Below are 18916 nucleotides of genomic sequence, written 5' to 3' on the forward strand. Positions count from 1 at the left end.
AGTTTATAATTAGTAATTATTTTTTTAAAACTAATTTTCATACCAAAAAAAATATATTTTTGAGTTTTACTATTTCTATTTAAACCCAATTTATAAAATGACTAACATTGACTTTAATTTAAAAGTTCCTCGAATAGATGTAGTTGATGCCTTACGTGGTTTTGCAATTATGTCAATTATGTTTCTTCATAATGTAGAACATTTTGAATATTATTATTTACCTGAAAATTTACCAGCTTGGTTAGTGACTTTAGATAAAATTGTTTGGGATTCTTTATTTTTCCTTTTTGGAGGTAAATCGTATGCTATTTTCGCACTTCTTTTTGGTTTTAGTTTTTATATTCAAAATGATAATCAAGTTAAAAAAGGAAATGATTTCAGAGGACGATTTTTTTGGAGAATGATGTTATTATTGGTTTTTGGACTTATTAATACGGCATTTTATCAAGGTGATATTCTTACTTTATATGCTTTTCTGGGACTTTTATTGATACCGGTTGTAAATTGGAGCAATAAAGCAGTTTTTATAACAGCAGTTATTTTAATGTTACAACCATTAGAATGGGGAAGATGTATTTATTATATTTTAAATCCAAATTATGTAGCTCCTTCTAATTTGTCTAATGCCTATTATGAAAGCATTGGGTATTATATGAAAAATGGTTCTTTTATTGATTATGTAATTGGAGACTTAACATTGGGGAAAACCGCCTCTTTATTGTGGTCATGGGAAAATGGAAGGTTTTTCCAAGCTCCAGCTTTATTTATGTTTGGAATGTTATTAGGGAGAAAACAACTTTTTACGACTACCGTTGAAAATATTCAATTTTGGACCAAAGTATTTCGATATGCAATTATTTTCTTTATTCCATTGTATTTTTTAAAGACCTATATGATAGACATAGTAACCAGAGCAACCTTATCCAATAAGTTAACTATAATCTTTGCTTCATGGTCAAATATTGCGTTTATGTTAGTGCTTGTTTCTTCATTTGTTTTACTATATCAAAAGGATTCAGTTAATAAAGTCCTTGTTAAATTGATTCCTTTTGGAAAAATGAGTTTGACGAATTATATCATGCAATCCATGATTGGGGCCTTTATTTATTATAGATATGGCCTCGGTCTTTTTGAATATACAGGAGCAACATATTGTTTATTGATAGGAATTGTATTATTTATTATCCAATTATCTTTCTGTACTTGGTGGCTTAAAACCCATAAGCAAGGACCTTTAGAATATATTTGGCATAAGGCAACATGGATTTCATTCGGTAAAAAATAAGTGCAACTATTTTCTCGCTTTATAATTATAAAATCATAAAGGGGAATTCGTATATTTGCAAAACCAAACAACACACTTTAACATGAGTCAAAAAGTATTACTTACTGCAAAAGAAGTTACTATCATATTACATCGTTTGGCCTGTCAGTTAATTGAAAAACACTTAGATTTTTCAGACACTATTTTGGTAGGGATTCAACCAAGAGGCATTTTTTTAGCGGAACGTTTAAAAGAAATATTAGAAAAAGAATACCAAACTCCTGAAATCAAGCTTGGTTATCTGGATATTACATTTTTTAGAGATGATTTTCGCAGAACGGATAAACCATTAGAAGCAAATAAAACCAAGATTAATTTTATTGTAGAAAATAAGAAAGTTATTTTCATTGATGATGTTTTATTTACTGGAAGAAGTATACGCTCTGCCTTGACTGCTATTCAATCTTTTGGAAGACCTTCTGAAATTGAATTACTGGTTTTAATTGACAGACGTTTCAGTCGTAATTTACCCATTCAACCGGATTATAGAGGAAGACAAGTAGATGCCATAAATAACGAAAAAGTGAAAGTGAGTTGGAAAGAAAATGATGGTGAAGATGGCGTGTATTTAATTACAAGTTAGATAACATTATATTTGAAATCTAACTATTAAAAAACTAATAATCGTAAAAAAGAAATGAAAGAATTAAGCGTAAATCATTTATTAGGAATAAAATACATCAACAAGAATGATATTGACTTAATTTTTGAAACTGCCGATCATTTTAAAGAAGTCATCAACCGACCAATTAAGAAAGTACCTTCTTTACGAGATATTACTATTGCCAATATTTTCTTCGAAAACAGTACCCGAACAAAACTCTCTTTTGAATTAGCACAAAAACGTTTATCTGCCGATGTGATTAGTTTCTCAGCGGCACAATCTTCAGTAAAAAAAGGAGAAACACTTATCGATACAGTAAATAATATACTTTCGATGAAAGTGGATATGGTGGTGATGCGACATGCCAATCCTGGTGCTGCTTATTTTTTATCCAAAAACGTAAAAGCCAGTATCGTAAACGCAGGTGACGGAGCGCATGAACATCCTACGCAAGCTTTATTAGACAGTTATTCAATTAGAGAAAAATTAGGTGAAGTGGCTGGTAAAAAAGTAGTCATTGTAGGTGATGTATTGCATTCCAGAGTAGCATTATCTAATATATATGCTTTACAAATGCAAGGCGCAGAGGTAAAAGTTTGCGGACCAAAAACGCTTATTCCAAGACATATTGAATCACTTGGTGTAACTGTAGAACCTAATTTGAGAAAAGCACTTGAATGGTGTGATGTAGCCAATATGTTACGTGTTCAAAATGAGAGAATGGATGTTAATTATTTTCCTTCAACAAGAGAATATGCTCAACAATATGGAGTTGATAAAACATTGCTGGATTCACTGAATAAAGAAATCATAATTATGCATCCGGGACCTATCAACCGTGGTGTCGAAATTACCAGCGAAGTGGCTGATTCCAGTCAATCAGTTATTTTGAATCAAGTAGAAAATGGTGTGGCGATTAGAATGGCTGTTATTTATCTTTTGGCTTCAAAAATTCAGTAATTTCAAAGAAAAACTTAGTAACTTAGCTACTTGGTAACCTGTCTGCCGTTACGCAGCTTCTGAAACTTAAAAAAATGAAAGTAGATCAAAAAGGCCACACGATTACAATTAAAGATACACAAGGTGATTTTACTTCTTTTTTAATGAAAGTAACGCATCAATACAAAACATTTGAAAAGCATAACTTAATTATTGATCTTTTACTTTACAAAGATTTATCTACAGACAGTATAAAGTTATTTTTGCCATTATCAAAACAACATAAAAAAGGTAAAAAATCATTTGTTATTGTTACTTCAGATTTTGATTATAATGCAGTTCCTGCTAAATTAACTGTAGTTCCTTCCTTGTTAGAAGCTCATGATATAATTGAGATGGAAGAGATTGAAAGAGAATTAGGTTTTTAAATTAGTGTATTCGGTTATTTGTTTAACCGTTTAATTGATTTAACCAAATATGCTATAACCCATACACAAAAACTTGAAACTAACAATACTTGGTTGCTATGCCGCAACACCTAGAACTTTTACCAATCCTACCTCACAGATTTTAGAAATAAAAAACAGACTTTTTCTGATTGATTGTGGTGAAGGTACCCAAGTGCAATTACGCAAAAACAAAATCAGATTTTCTAAGATAAATCATATTTTTATTTCGCATTTGCATGGGGATCATTTTTTTGGATTAGTGGGCTTGGTTTCCACTTTTACCTTGCTTAACAGAGTCACTGAATTACATATTTACGGACCTAAAGGAATTCAAGAAATCATTAAGTTACAATTGCGATTGTCTAATTCCTGGACTAATTATGGATTGTTTTTTCATGAATTGGAATCTCTTGAAAGTGAAGTAATCTTTGAAGATGAAAAGGTTTTGGTGAAAACCATTCCGTTAAAGCATCGTGTTTATACCAATGGTTTTTTATTCCAAGAAAAAATTGGGGAGCGGAAACTAAATTTAGATGCCGTTCAAAATTATGAAATTGATACTTGTTATTATCAGAAAATAAAAAACGGTAAAAACATCACTCTAGAAGATGGCAGAGTCATTGAGAACGATAAATTAACATTCGATCCTATACCTGCTAAAAGTTATGCTTTTTGTTCTGATACTGCTTATCATGAAGCCATTCTTCCAATTATTGGAAATGTAGATGTATTATACCATGAATCTACTTTTTTGCAATCAGAAGAAAATCTGGCAAAAAAAACATTGCACTCTACTGCAAAAGAAGCGGCATTGATTGCTTTGAAATCTAATACGAAGCAATTAATTTTAGGACATTATTCTACAAGATATCAAAGCATCGAACTATTTAAGGAAGAAGCCGAAACAATTTTTCCGGAAGTGCTTTTAGCCGATGATGGGAAAATTTTTGAGTTTTAAATAAAGATAATTTATTTGTTGCACTATAAAATTGATACTGTATTTTTAAGATTATTCTATTTCGAATAATTTTAAAATCAAACAATCTTAAAATAAAAAAAAATGAGTGATTTAAGCAATTACAGAAAATCCTACGAAAAGAGTGAATTACTGGAATCCAATATCCCCGAAGACCCAATAAACCTATTTAATAGATGGTTTCATGAAGCAGAAGATTTTGGTGCTAACGAAGAAGTTAATGCCATGACAGTCTCTACAATTGGTTTGGATGGCTTTCCAAAGTCCAGAGTTGTTTTGTTAAAAAAATTCAATGAAGAAGGATTTATTTTTTATACCAATTACAATTCAGAAAAAGGTAAAGCTATTATCGAAAACCCTAAAGTATGTCTGTCTTTTTTTTGGCACACAATGGAACGTCAAGTTATTATAAAAGGGATTGCTCAGAAAACTTCAGAAACCATTTCAGATAATTATTTTGAATCCAGACCTGATGGAAGTAAATTAGGAGCGATAGTATCAAATCAAAGCGAAGTAGTGCCTTCGCGAGAATTTTTAGAGGAAAATCTAAAACAATTAGAAAAAGATTTTGATAGTATGGTTATTCCAAGACCCAAGCATTGGGGAGGATTTTTGGTTACTCCTTTAGAGGTTGAATTTTGGCAAGGAAGGCCCAATAGATTGCATGATAGAATTAGGTACACAAGTCAAGAAGATTTCTCTTGGAAAATCGATCGATTATCCCCTTAATGTAAGAAAAATACATATATAAAAATATTTATTGTGTATTTCATCGATTTTATTTGGTAGTTTAGCGATAAAATGTGTAGTTTTAAAATATAATTAAAGCACAATATTTGTAAATACATTAAAGAAGTTTGCCCCACAATCTACTTTAAACTTAAACTACTACTATTATGAAACTAAAATTACTTCGCGCATTATTGCTCGTGGCTGTGATATGCACTATGAATTCTTGTTCCTCTGATGCTTCTGAAGCAACAACAGTAGATACTACATCTCAGAAGGTAGTTAATTATTCTTACAATACTTCCGAAATTGAAACTATGGATTTAATAAATGCATATAGAGTAAGTATTGGTTTAAATTCTTTAGAAAAAATTAATCACATTTCTTATAAATCAGAAGAGCATGACAATTATATGATTACCAATAATGTTGTTAATCACAATGATTTTGTTGCTCGTTCTGAAAACATAATTAAAGTATTAGGAGCAAAAACTGTAAGTGAAAATATAGCTTATAATTATAGCACTCCGCAAGCTGCTTTAAATGCATGGTTGGCAAGTCCTGGACACAAAGAAAATATTGAAGGAGATTTTACTCATTTTGGTATCTCAATTAGAGAAAACCCTGTTACAGGAAAAAAATATTATACAAATATCTTTGCAAAAATATAAGTTGATTTTTTGTTTATTTTTGGTATTTAGAGACTGCCTTCCCCCCAAAAGGCAGCCTCTTTTTAATTGAGAAAAAGAGTAAACTTTAAAATATATTGCTATTTAGGAAAAAGTCTAATGGAAATTATTTCATTAGACTTTTTTTATTTTGAGATTGTATAGTTCTAATTAGCTGTAATGGCAAACGTGTATTTAAAGCGAATTTTATTTATTGGTTTTTTAATAACATTTTGCATATGTAAGTCTATCTTTTTTATAAAAAAGAAAGCTGTCTCAAAAGGCAACTTTCTTTAGATATATTACTTTATAAAGCAGTAATTATAAATTCGCTTCGTCTGTTAAGTTGATGTTCTTCTTCAGTACATTCAATAGTGTCACTACATTTATTCACTAATTGTGATTCACCGAATCCTTTTCCAGTCAATCTGCTTGAATCAATTCCGTTTTTGATTAACCAGTTTATAGTAGATTTAGCTCTTCTGTCAGATAAAGCTTCATTGTATTTAAAAGTTCCACGACTATCAGTATGGGAGCGTATATCAAGTTTCATAGTTGGATATTGACTCATTACATCTAATATTTTTTCTAAATCGATAGCTGCTTCTACTCTGATATTAGATTTATCAAAGTCAAAGTAAATCATTTTTATACCAAAGCATTTACCAAGATCATCACCAACTGTTACTTTACATTTTTCTTTTTCCAATGCAATCGGTAAGTATGTTTTTCCTTTATCGCTAGCAATAGTGATTTTTTGCTCTTTTGTGGTATATTCTGGTTTTTCAGCTCTTACATTGTATGTTTTTCCACATTCAACAGTAAAAGAATAATTTCCTTTTGCATCAGAAGTAGTGGTACTCACCAAATTAAATTGACTGTCGTATAGAGTGATTTTAGCATCTGAAAGTAATTCTGCAGTTGTTAAATCTGTAATTTCACCATATAAAAGTTGCTCACAGATAAGTCTTTTTGTTTCTAAGAATTTATAAATATCATCGTATCCTTGTCCACCATCTCTATTGGAGCTAAAAAAGCCTCTTCTTGATTTTGTATCTATTAAATAAGCAAAATCATCTTTAGGAGAATTAACATTTTCTCCTACATTTTGCACCTCACTGAAACTTCCATCTGGATTTATTTTGGATACAAAAACATCTAACCCTCCAAGACCGGGATGTCCGTCTGAGGCAAAATAAATTTCATTTTCATCATTTACAAAAGGAAAAGTTTCTCTTCCTTCGGTATTGATTGTGCTCCCTAAGTTTTCTGGAGTACCAAAAGTGCCATCATCATTTATTTTTACTTTATATAAATCAGATTGTCCTATTGTTCCTGGCATATCTGAAGCAAAATATAATGTTTTTCCATCAGGACTTAAGGCAGGATGTGCTGTGCTGTAATTGTTACTGTCAAAAGGCAGTTCAGTTACATTTGACCATTTATCATTTTCTAAACTGGCTTTATATATTTTTACTAGAGTAATTTCATTTCCATCTTTTCCCTTTTTACCATCTAGATAATTGTTTCGGGTAAAATACATAGTTTTTCCATCATTTGTAAAGGCAGGGGTTGATTCATGGAATTTAGAATTTATAGTTGAACCAAACTTGTGAGGGGAGCCTGGAGTCATGTTATCTGCTAAATCAGCAGAATATAAATTAGTAAAATATTGATTGGTCCATGTGTGTTTTCTGTGTCCTAAACTTCCGGTATCTCTGGCTGAAGTAAATACTATTTTGTTTAAATAGATCGTTGTTCCGTAATCAGAGTATTTAGAATTGATACCCGCATCTTCCACTTGATATCTTCCTGAATTGGCTTTAATCGCTTCTAAATAATTGGTGTTTTTTTTGAAAAGTTTTCCTCTATTGTCGTTTCCTAGTTTTTGATTGAATAATTCCAGCATTTCATTAGCTTTATCATTTTGACCAATAGATCTCAAAGACTGGGAATAACGATAGTAATATTCAGGTTCTAAATCAGGGGTATTCATGGCAAATAATTCTCCATACCATTTTGCAGCTTTGTCTAATTCGGCATTGAAGTAATAAGCGTTCCCTAATTTTTTAAACATATCAGCTGATTTATACCCTTTTTCGGCAACCCTTTCATAGGTTTTTATGGCATCTACGTAGGCATAGTTGTCATATTTTTTATCAGCTGTAGCCAATTTTGCTTTTTGAGAATAAGTATTAAAAGAAAAAATACTTATTATTGTTAAGTAAAGGAGTATATTATTTTTCATAATAATTATTTTTTAGAAGAATTTTGGAGTTGTGATTTTATCGTTGTTTTTGATTTTTTTTCTCTGCTATCGCTTCTGATTTTTGTTTTAGTTTCACTAACATTTCATTGGCTTTGTCAATTTGACCAATAAATTTCAAAGACATAGCATATTGATAATAATATTTAGGTTCTAAATCCGTGTTATTCATGGCAAATAATTCACAATACCATTTAGCGGCTTGTTCTAACTCTGCATTCTGATAATATGAATCTCCAAGTTTTTTAAATAGATCTGCTGATTTATATCCTTTTTCTGCGACTCTTTCATAGGTTTTTATGACATCTACGTAAGCATACTTGTCATTTATTTTATCAGTTACATAAAATTTTGAATTTTGTGCATACCCTTTAAAAGAAAAAATAGCTATAATTGTTATGTAAATAAACCTGTTTTTTTTCATAAAACTTATTTTTAAAAGAATCTTGGGGTTGTAATTTTATTGTTATTTTTGAATAATTCATAGCGCAAGAAAATCTCATGCGAACCAGAATTATAGTGATCTAAATTAGTTGTTTCATGATCATATCCGTATCCAACGTACAAACCTTCAGAGACCTGAAATCCAACCATGGCACTTAGCGCAGCACTCCATCTATAAGCTACTCCCACCACAAACTTGTCATTGAACATGAAATTTCCTGATACATCAACTTGAAGTGGAGCACCTCCTACCATTTTTGTAAGTACCGCAGGTTTGAATTTTATATAATCATTCATATCAAATACATAACCTGCAATTAAGTAGTAATTAATTTTTTCTTTAAAAATAGCTACTTCATTATCATCATATCGATTGGTTTCTATAAAATTAGGAACTGAGAATCCTACATAGGCGTTATTAGAATGCAAATATACGCCGGCACCAATATTTGGAGTGAATTTATTACTGAAATCATGCAAACTTGGATCATCATCAACAGGATTTAAGCGAGAGACATCCAAATCAAATATGTTTGCTGTTGCTTTAATTCCAAAAGAAAGTTTAAAAGTCTCCGAAGTAGGAATGGTATAGGACAAATCAGCGGAAATGGTATTCTCATGAGTTGGACCAATTTTATCATTTATAATTGATACTCCCAATCCCAGATTACTTCCGTTGAGTGGCGTATTCATGGATACAGCGTTAGTTACCGGTGCTCCGTCAAGCCCCACCCATTGTGTACGATGTAATGCAAAAATACTCAGAGCACCTCTAGATCCTGCATAAGCGGGATTAATATTAATTGTGTTGTACATGTATTGAGTAAATTGAGCATCTTGTTGCGCAAAACTTACAATGGCTGTAAACATCAAAACGAAAGAAAATAATTTTGTTTTCATAGTAGATATTTATTATTTTAATTATCTATCGCACTCCAAAGAGTTCGGCAGGTCAGTTGATAAATTTGATTAGAGTTTATCACTCAAGAATAGGGCTGTTGCTGTTATTTTCATTAGACCTGAGAACTCTTTATAGTCCTCAGGATTTTTTTTTTTACTTATTAAGGTACAAATATCCGTCTTTTTTATTAGTTTGAACTTTACCATTACCGTCTATAGAAGTATAATTTAAGATATAAAAATAGGTTCCAGTAGGTAATCCAGACGATTGATTAATAGTCGATCTGCCTTCAGAGAAGCCTTTGAATGCTTTGGTTGTGTTATTATAGCCTTGAGCATCAAAAACTAAAACTCCCCATCGGTTGTAAATTTCAACAGTATTATCAGGATAACAATTTGTATCGTCAATATTGTCGATAACAAATACTTCATTAATTCCATCTCCATTTGGAGAGAAGGCATTATGAACTATTATCGTTCCACAAGGCAATACAATACCACCACAACCAGTAGTTACAGTTATTGTAATTTTTATCGTTCTGGGACAAGTTGCATCGTCAATTTTATATTCAAATACATAATCACCAATTGCAAGACCCGCAGCATTAAGGACAGTTCCTTGTAAGCCACTTGTGTTATTTACGTTTGTCCAAGTTCCGTTTGTAGTAGTTCCAGCAGGTAACAGGCTCGATAAATCGACAGTTGTAATTTCTCCATCGTTACAAACAGAACCAGTTATTGCTTGACTACTATTTGTAATGTTGACGTTAATGATTTGAGTAAACGTAGATTCATTTCCACAGCCATCAGCCACAAACCATTTTCTTACGATAGAATAGGAGCTCTGTACCACATTAATTTTTTCTTCAGTATATTTTATTAAAGTAGCTGTAGAACAATTGTCAATAAATACGAGTTCAGGTTTTACAGGTATCGCATCACAATTGACATCGATAATTGTGCTAAACTCAGTAGTTGTGGTAGGACCAGTGATATCTTGAATATTAATGGTTTGTGAAGCTGTTGCAGCATTTCCACAAGCATCGGTAGCAGTCCAAGTTCTCGTTACAGAATAAGAACCAGCACACTGACCATTAGTTGTTACATCTTCAAAAGTCAAAGTTACAGATGAACCACATTCGTCAGTAGCAGTTGCTTGAGTAAATTCAGGTGTTGTAGAACAAGTGACAGTTGAAACTTCAGGTAATGTTGCAATAACTGGGGCAGTAGTATCGATTACATTAATAGTTTGTGAAGCTCTAGAACTGTTTCCACAAGCATCAGTCGCAGTCCAAGTTCTCGTTACAGAATAGGAACCGGCGCACTGACCATTAGTAGTTGTATCTTCAGAAGTCAAAGTTACAGATGAACCACATTCGTCAGTAGCAGTTGCTTGAGTAAACTCAGGTGTTGCAGGACAAGAGATAGTTGAAGCTTCAGGAAGAGTAGCAATTACAGGGGCAGTAGTATCGACTACATTAATAATTTGCGAGGCTATTGCAGTATTTCCACAAGCATCAGTTGCTGTCCAAGTTCTCGTTACAGAATAGGAACCGGCACACTGACCATTAGTTGTTACATCTTCAGAAGTCAAAGTGAAAGTAGAACCACATTCGTCAGTTGCAGTGGCTTGAGTAAACTCAGGTGTTGCAGGACAAGAGATAGTTGAAGCTTCAGGTAATGTTGCAATAACTGGGGCAGTAGTATCGATTACATTAATAGTTTGTGAAGCTCTAGAACTGTTTCCACAAGCATCAGTCGCAGTCCAAGTTCTCGTTACAGAATAGGAACCAGCACACTGACCATTAGTTGTTACATCTTCAGAAGTCAAAGTGAAAGTAGAACCACATTCGTCAGTAGCAGTAGCTTGAGTAAACTCAGGTGTTGCAGAACAAGAGATAGTTGAAACTTCAGGTAATGTTGCAATAACTGGGGCAGTAGTATCGACTACATTAATAATTTGTGAGGCTGTTGCAGTATTTCCACAAGCATCAGTTGCGGTCCAAGTTCTGGTTACAGAATAGGAACCAGCACACTGACCATTAGTCGTTACATCTTCAGAAGTTAAAGTGAAAGTAGAACCACATTCGTCAGTAGCAGTAGCTTGAGTAAACTCAGGTGTTGTAGGACAAGAGATAGTTGAAGCTTCAGGAAGAGTAGCAATTACAGGGGCAGTAGTATCGACTACATTAATAATTTGTGAGGCTGTTGCAGTATTTCCACAAACATCAGTAGCGGTCCAAGTTCTGGTTACAGAATAGGAACCAGCACATTGACCATTAGTTGTTGCATCTTCAGATGTCAAAGTTACAGTTGAACCACAATTATCAGTAGCAGTAGCTTGAGTAAACTCAGGTGTTGTGGAACATGATATAGTTGTTGTTTCAGGGAGTGGGGCAATAACAGGAGCTAAAGTATCAATTACATTAATGGTTTGCGAAGTATAAGATGAGTTGCTACAAGCATCAGTAAATGTCCAAGTTCTAGTAATAATAAACGAATTGGGACAGTCACCTTGAACTGTTGTATCAATTCCTTGAACAGTGATTTCACCATTGCAATTATCAATAGCTGTAAGTGAAGTTATAGCAGGAACATCAGTTGCGCAAGCTACTGTTAGATTTTCTGGAGCCAAAGGAGCTATAGGAACACTAGTATCTTTGACACTAAATGTAGCAGATGTTGAAGAGCTATTTCCACATGCGTCTTTTGCGGTAAATATTACTGTTACTGCAGCCGAGCAATCGTTCAAAAGTGCATTAAAGTTGTTAGACCAAGTTACAGCAGAACAATTATCAATAGCACTTGCTCCTCCATTATTCGCTAACCAATCAGCAATAGAATTTTGATTTCCTTGACCATCACACTCAACAATTATATTTGAAGCAGTAACTGCAATAGTTGGCGCAGTAGTATCTTCAATAGTGATTACTTGAGTAAATACTTCAGAAGTGTTTCCACAACCATCTTTTACGGTCCAAGTATTAGTATAAGTTCCAGCATTTGCACATCCTTCAGAAGCTACAAATTGACCGGCTATTTTTGTAATATTTGTTACATCCGCATCACATAAATCAGTAGCTGTTGGAATCAATCCTTGTGCTATAGCCAAAGCTTCTGTATCGCTACATTCAATGGTTCTATTTAAAGTGTTAGCTTCGGTAGACCAAGTTGGAGCAGTGGTATCTTCAATAGAGATTACTTGAGTAAATACTTCAGAAGTGTTTCCACAATCATCTTTTACGGTCCAAGTATTGGTATAAGTTCCAGCATTGGCACAAACTTCAGAAGCTACAAATTGACCACTTATTTTTGTAATATTGGAAACATCTGCATCACAATTGTCTTTAGCTATTGGGAATAATAATTGGGCAGCTGCCAAAGCTTCGCTATTACTACATTCGATAGTTGTGTTTAAAGCAGTTGCTTCAGTAGTCCAAGTTGGAGCTGTAGTATCAACTATTTTAATTACTTGATCAAATCCTACAGTATTTTTACAAGCGTCGCTTACTGACCAATGTCTAACAATCACTTTATTATTTTTACATAAACCGGCAGGAGTTAAACAAACACTTTTGAAATAAATAGTACCAATTGCAGTTCCATCCTTTCTTGCATAAATAAACCAATTTCCATTCATACTACCGGTAAATTCTTCAAAACTAGATACATATGAAGTTAAACCGATGATGGTATTTGTAGAAGAAAGGGCTCCATATGGCGTGAAGTTTTGAATAACATCAGTTTGTATAGAATTGTTGTTATCCCATTTCGGATTGGCAGAACCATTAGGGTAAAATACGGGTAAATATAATTCTGGATTACTTGGTGATGCGGTATCGCAATTTCCTCCGGCACAATATGGAGCAACTAAAATAATTCCTTGTCCACTTGGCGAAACTAAAGTAAATTCAACTCTACCTTTTCCTTGATTTGCTTCAAATGCAAGAGCAAGTTTTTCAATATTACTGGCCGTTATATCATCAAAACCTGAAACAGTGAATGGGAAATAATTACCACTTCCGGTATTTATGGATGTATCTTCTGAGTTTCCAAAACAATCATGATCTACAAATGTAGCTGTTGGATTTGGATCACAGTTATCTTGAATGTTTGTTACTGTTCCAGTTGAAGTTGTACTAATATCGGCAAAACAATTTTCATCACTAGTAAGTGTTATATTAGTTGGTGGAGTAAAAGTTGGAGGAGTTGTATCTTGAACTTTTATTGTTTGGGTATATGAAGTTTTATTTAAACAGGTATCGGTAGCGGTCCAAGTTCTTAAAATAGTTGAAGAGCCTGCACAAGTTCCAGCAGATACTGTCTCTGAAAATTCAACTTTTGCAACACCACAATTATCAGTAGCAGTTAATATTTTAGCAACAGGAATTGAATTACATTCTACCGTTATGTTAGCTGGTAATGATTCATTAAAAGTTGGTGGAGTATTGTCAATAATGGTGATAGTTTGTACAAAGTTTACACTTGTATTTCCGCAACCATCGCTGAAATTCCAAGTACGCACTCTCACATAGGCATTGGCACAATTAGCATCAGCAGTGGTTACATCACTTACTAAATTCTTAGTTAGATTTACCGTACAATTATCTGTAGCTGAAGGTGATTCGGTCAGTGCAGAAGCTATTCCTGCTGTATTATTACATTGCAAGGTATGATTGAGTGAACCTACGGAAGTACTGATTACCGGAACTGTATTGTCAATAATGGTTATAGTTTGTACAAAGTTGGCACTGGTATTTCCACAGCCATCACTAAAGTTCCAAGTACGTACTCTCACATAGGCATTGGTACAATTCGCATCAACAGTAGTTATATCACTTACTAAATTCTTAGTTGGATTTACGGTACAATTATCTGTAGCTGAAGGAGATTCGGCAAGTGCAGAAGCTATTCCTGCAGTATTATTACATTGTAAAGTGTGATTGAGTGAACCTGCAGAAGTGCTGATTACTGGAACTGTATTGTCAATAATGGTTATAGTTTGTACAAAGTTGGCACTGGTATTTCCACAGCCATCACTAAAGTTCCAAGTACGCACTCTCACATAGGCATTGGCACAATTCGCATCAGCAGTAGTTATATCACTTACTAAATTCTTAGTTGGATTTACCGTACAATTATCTGTGGCTGAAGGAGATTCGGCAAGTGCAGAAGCTATTCCTGCAGTATTATTACATTGTAAAGTGTGATTGAGTGAACCTGCGGAAGTGCTGATTACTGGAACTGTATTGTCAATAATAGTGATAGTTTGTACAAAGTTGGGACTGGTATTTCCGCAACCATCGCTGAAATTCCAAGTACGCACTCTCACATAAGCATTGGCACAATTAGCATCAGCAGTAGTTATATCACTTACTAAATTCTTAGTTGGATTTACCGTACAATTATCTGTAGCTGAAGGAGATTCGGCCAATGCTGAAGCTATTTCTGCTGTGTTGTTACATTGCAAGGTATGATTGAGTGAACCTGTAGTAGTGCTGATTACCGGAACTGTATTGTCAATAACCGTGATAGTTTGCACAAAGTTTGCACTGGTATTTCCACAACCATCACTGAAATTCCAAGTACGCACTTTCACATAGGCATTGGCACAATTAGCATCAGCAGTGGTTACATCACTTACTAAATTCTTAGTTAGATTTACCGTACAATTATCTGTAGCTGAAGGTGATTCGGCCAGTGCAGAAGCTATTCCTGCTGTGTTGTTACATTGCAAGGTATGATTGAGTGAACCTGTGGAAGTACTGATTACCGGAACTGTATTGTCAATAATGCTTATAGTTTGCACAAAGTTTGCACTGGTATTTCCGCAACCATCACTGAAGTTCCAGGTACGCACTCTCACATAAGCATTGGCACAATTCGCATCAGCAGTAGTTATATCACTTACTAAATTCTTAGTTGGATTTACCGTACAATTATCTGTAGCTGAAGGAGATTCGGCCAGTGCAGAAGCTATTCCTGCAGTATTATTACATTGTAAAGTGTGATTGAGTGAACCTGCGGAAGTGCTGATTACCGGAACTGTATTGTCAATAACGGTGATAGTTTGTACAAAGTTGACACTGGTATTTCCGCAACCATCGCTGAAATTCCAAGTACGCACTCTCACATAGGCATTGGCACAATTCGCATCAGCAGTAGTTATATCACTTACTAAATTCTTAGTTGGATTTACCGTACAATTATCTGTGGCTGAAGGAGATTCGGCAAGTGCAGAAGCTATTCCTGCAGTATTATTACATTGCAAGTTATGATTGAGTGAACCTGCGGAAGTGCTGATTACCGGAACTGTATTATCAATAATGGTGATAGTTTGTACAAAGTTGGCACTGGTATTTCCACAGCCATCACTAAAGTTCCAAGTACGTACTCTCACATAGGCATTGGCACAATTCGCATCAGCAGTGGTTATATCACTTACTAAATTCTTAGTTGGATTTACCGTACAATTATCTGTGGCTGAAGGAGATTCGGCCAGTGCAGAAGCTATAGCTGCAGTATTATTGCATTGTAAAGTATGATTGAGTGAACCTGCGGAAGTGCTGATAACCGGAACTGTATTGTCAATAATGGTTATAGTTTGTACAAAGTTGGCACTGGTATTTCCACAGCCATCACTAAAGTTCCAAGTACGTACTCTCACATAAGCATTGGTACAATTAGCATCAGCAGTGGTTACATCACTTACTAAATTCTTAGTTGGGTTTATGGTACAATTATCTGTAGCTGAAGGTGATTCGGCCAGAGCAGAAGCTATTCCTGCAGTATTATTGCATTGAAGTGTGTGATTCAGCGTGCCCGCTGAAGTACTGATTATCGGTAATGTATCGTCTACAACTGAAACTGTTTTTGTACAAGTTGAAATACAGCCATGTGAATCTGTAATTGTAGAGGATAAAGTAAATGTTGTATTGCAACCAGAGCCTGCAGTTACCGAAACAGTTTGAGAATTCGTACTTCCTGCTATTGACCCATTTCCAGAAATACTCCATGAGTAAGTTGCGCTGGCTGGGGCTGAAAAAATATTAGAAGAGGAAGAAGGACATAAGGGACCATTTGAACCAGTAATAGAACAAGTAAGAGGTTGATTTACTGATATAACCACATCATCAGATACTGTGCATTGTGATCCTGAGCCCACTATTGGCCCTGTTACTACAGTAAGTCGAAATGTTGCAGAACTTCCGGTTATACTTACATTTGAATTTAGATTTGTAGGATCCGCTATAGTTGCAGTTCCACTTACTACAGACCAAGTTTTAGATATAACGGTATAACCATCACTAGGAACCGCTGATCCTTGAAGCATGTATGAAGACTCTGCACAAACAGTATCGTCATCTCCCGCGTCAGAACTTCCAAGGGTGAGGTTATCGATAGGAAGTGGGTCAAAAAAGTCTTTAATGGCTGCAGATGAGGATGTAGAAGTTTTAGATTTAACAAAAACTGTTTTTATTTTAAGACTTGTACATGGATCAATTGTCCCTAATACTTCGGTTAAATTTACGGCAGATTCTATAAATGTATTTTGAAGATAGTTATTAACTCCAAATGCCTGAAAAGGTACAGGAACAGTAGTAGAATTTCCAGCAGCAAATACGCCGTTAGCAGGTAAAGAAGATAAATATGTTTTGTATTCCCATACACTTCCATTAAGTTCCCATCTTTGAATATCAAATTTGGCAACACCGCTTTCAAAGTATACTGTCAATAAAAAATCACCTTTAGTTCTTCCCCCAGTTGAAGCAGGAGCTGTAGTAGCAAACTTACCAGTAGTTGTTTTGGTCATAGCTGTTTGAAGAAATTCAAAATCTACATAAGCATTTCCACTATTACTTAATCGGTCTGCAGCAAAAATAACCCATACATTACCATTTGCATCAGTAGTTAAATGGATTAAAGCATTGTTCATATCGGTTTTATCGTTTGCAGTACCTGTAACCCAAGTCCAATCGTTAGGATTATCGGCCACTTTTAAACCACCTCCAAAAATATTATCTGATGAAATATTATAAGGGTCAAATAAATGATAAGTAGTTCCAGAATTTAAAGGTACTCCTGAATTTGCAAGTACAAATCCACCTGTACCTGTTCCGTCTGTCCAATCTCCTGTGGCTGAATTTGCAATAAGTGTTCCGTCAATATTAAATCCTCCACTTGGCGAATTAACTGGTGCAATACCTGGACCAATTTGTGCAAGTATTACTGTTGGAGAACATAAAAAACTTAATAAAAAAATAGTTAATATTCTTGTCGAATTAGTAAAAGTTGATTTCATATTGATTTGTTTTAAATCGTTAGAAAATGAAATGTTTGTAAATAGCAAAATTCATTTTAGAATGTTGCTTGCAAATTGATGGATGAATCGTTCTCAACGAACATTCATTCATAATAAGATTAGAAGAAATATTTATTGTAAATGCACTTAAAAAGTTAATTATTTGATTAAAATAAATATCTATCAAAGATGTAAAAGATTCAATTTTACTAAGGTTATTCCAACACACCAGACCATCAAATCGAGAACTTAGATTACTCATAAACTTGAAGAAATCTAATAAATGGAAAGTAATTTTTGTATTCATACAATCAAATTTTAATTTATCATTTTTAAAATTGATTTTGTGGTATTATTTTTAAGCTTAATTATATTATATAGAAATATTTAGGTTTATCTAAATAGTATATAATTATTGAGGATCTTTTTCTAATTAGAAATTAAAATATAAGCATATTAAAAGGCCTAAATTTTACTGTAGCTGAAGTTTTTTTTCATATTATTTCAACTGTTTAATTAAAAATAAAATGATTATGATTTATCAAACAATTGAATTTTTAATTCAATTATACTTGTTTGAATTTTTTAAGTATTTAAATTATTTAAAAAGGTATATTTTAAATTTATTTAAATAAGTTCAATTTGTGAAATATTGTCCAATACTTTTTGAATTAATAAATTATTTCAAAAATTAACAGTCTAAAAATTTAGATTATTTCTAAATTTTTCAGGGATGAAAGTCCTCTTTTTTTTGGGGTTAAAAGAAACTTCTCCTCGTAAACAATTATTTGATTTAGGTTCTCAAATAATTATAAGCCTTTTATATGATATCAAAGTTATAAATATTTAGTAATATTGATTTTATTTTTCTACCAATAACCTAAATACTCGTTTAAATGTATATTCTTAATAAAAAAAACAATTTTCTTGTTCAGAAATTTTAACGTTTGTTTTGTAGTTTAATAAAGTGTCAATAAATAATTTTAAATTTTTAGCAGTTATATTTATAATAAAATTATAATTAATTAATAAAAAAAGTATTTATTGATATGTTTTTTAACTAAGGATTTTAAAAAATGATAGTTTAAATATGCTATTAATATTTAAAATTAAAAACCCCAAAAGTATTTACTTTTAGGGTTATGGTTATACTAATTTTAGTTTAAGAATATAGTGCTACTTCTCTTTTTAGAGGAGTTTACAGCGCCGTAATAATAAATTCACTTCGTCTGTTCAGTTGATGTTCTTCCTCCGTACATTTTACCCCATCGGCACATTTATTTACGAGTTGTGTTTCTCCATATCCTTTTCCTGT

Annotated in this window: 12 protein-coding genes; 7 read left to right on the top strand and 5 right to left on the bottom strand. The window is 33.2% G+C overall.

What is annotated here, in order from left to right; genetic code table 11:
- Positions 1–97: 97 nt before the first annotated feature.
- The 7 genes from ACM55H_RS16705 to ACM55H_RS16735 all read left to right on the top strand — a co-directional run bounded on the left by ACM55H_RS16705 (position 98) and on the right by ACM55H_RS16735 (position 5692).
- The gene (locus ACM55H_RS16705) at positions 98–1285 is read left to right on the top strand and encodes a DUF418 domain-containing protein (protein ID WP_416837592.1); all 1188 of its coding nucleotides are present in this window, start codon (positions 98–100) and stop codon (positions 1283–1285) included.
- Positions 1286–1367: 82 nt separating this feature from the next.
- A complete protein-coding gene (gene pyrR / locus ACM55H_RS16710) occupies positions 1368–1907 on the top strand; it encodes a bifunctional pyr operon transcriptional regulator/uracil phosphoribosyltransferase PyrR (protein WP_416837593.1) in 540 nt (179 codons plus the stop codon).
- 54 nt (positions 1908–1961) lie between these two features.
- A complete protein-coding gene (locus ACM55H_RS16715) occupies positions 1962–2888 on the top strand; it encodes an aspartate carbamoyltransferase catalytic subunit (protein WP_039109893.1) in 927 nt (308 codons plus the stop codon).
- A gap of 74 nt (positions 2889–2962) precedes the next feature.
- Complete coding sequence (locus tag ACM55H_RS16720) at positions 2963–3295, top strand: hypothetical protein (protein WP_035672743.1); 333 nt, start codon at positions 2963–2965, stop codon at positions 3293–3295.
- 73 nt (positions 3296–3368) lie between these two features.
- On the top strand, positions 3369–4274 hold the full coding sequence (locus ACM55H_RS16725; protein ID WP_416837594.1) for a ribonuclease Z: 906 nt from the start codon (positions 3369–3371) through the stop codon (positions 4272–4274).
- Positions 4275–4376: 102 nt separating this feature from the next.
- Positions 4377–5021: a pyridoxamine 5'-phosphate oxidase gene (gene pdxH, locus ACM55H_RS16730; RefSeq protein ID WP_416837595.1), complete on the top strand. Its 645-nt coding sequence runs from the start codon at positions 4377–4379 to the stop codon at positions 5019–5021.
- Positions 5022–5188: 167 nt separating this feature from the next.
- Positions 5189–5692, top strand: coding sequence for a CAP domain-containing protein (locus ACM55H_RS16735; RefSeq protein WP_416837596.1), 504 nt, complete (start codon positions 5189–5191; stop codon positions 5690–5692).
- A gap of 304 nt (positions 5693–5996) precedes the next feature.
- On the opposite strand, the gene ACM55H_RS16740 is transcribed toward ACM55H_RS16735, so the two are convergent.
- The 5 genes from ACM55H_RS16740 to ACM55H_RS16760 all read right to left on the bottom strand — a co-directional run bounded on the left by ACM55H_RS16740 (position 5997) and on the right by ACM55H_RS16760 (position 17908).
- Positions 5997–7937 carry an OmpA family protein gene (locus ACM55H_RS16740; RefSeq protein ID WP_416837597.1) on the bottom strand — a complete coding sequence of 647 codons (1941 nt, stop codon included), beginning with the start codon at positions 7935–7937 and terminating at the stop codon, positions 5997–5999.
- Between the two features lie 37 nt (positions 7938–7974).
- Positions 7975–8379 carry a flagellar motor protein MotB gene (locus tag ACM55H_RS16745; RefSeq protein ID WP_416837598.1) on the bottom strand — a complete coding sequence of 135 codons (405 nt, stop codon included), beginning with the start codon at positions 8377–8379 and terminating at the stop codon, positions 7975–7977.
- Positions 8380–8390: 11 nt separating this feature from the next.
- On the bottom strand, positions 8391–9299 hold the full coding sequence (locus ACM55H_RS16750) for a PorP/SprF family type IX secretion system membrane protein (protein ID WP_416837599.1): 909 nt from the start codon (positions 9297–9299) through the stop codon (positions 8391–8393).
- Positions 9300–9453: 154 nt separating this feature from the next.
- Positions 9454–17601, bottom strand: a complete 8148-nt coding sequence (locus ACM55H_RS16755; RefSeq protein WP_416837600.1) for an HYR-like domain-containing protein — start codon at positions 17599–17601, stop codon at positions 9454–9456.
- A gap of 19 nt (positions 17602–17620) precedes the next feature.
- Positions 17621–17908 (bottom strand): hypothetical protein, encoded by a 288-nt coding sequence (locus ACM55H_RS16760; RefSeq protein ID WP_416837601.1) that lies wholly within the window; start codon positions 17906–17908, stop codon positions 17621–17623.
- Positions 17909–18916 lie beyond the last annotated feature (1008 nt).

The sequence above is a fragment of the Flavobacterium cryoconiti genome (assembly GCF_048158645.1).
Classification (GTDB): Bacteria; Bacteroidota; Bacteroidia; order Flavobacteriales; family Flavobacteriaceae; genus Flavobacterium; species Flavobacterium cryoconiti.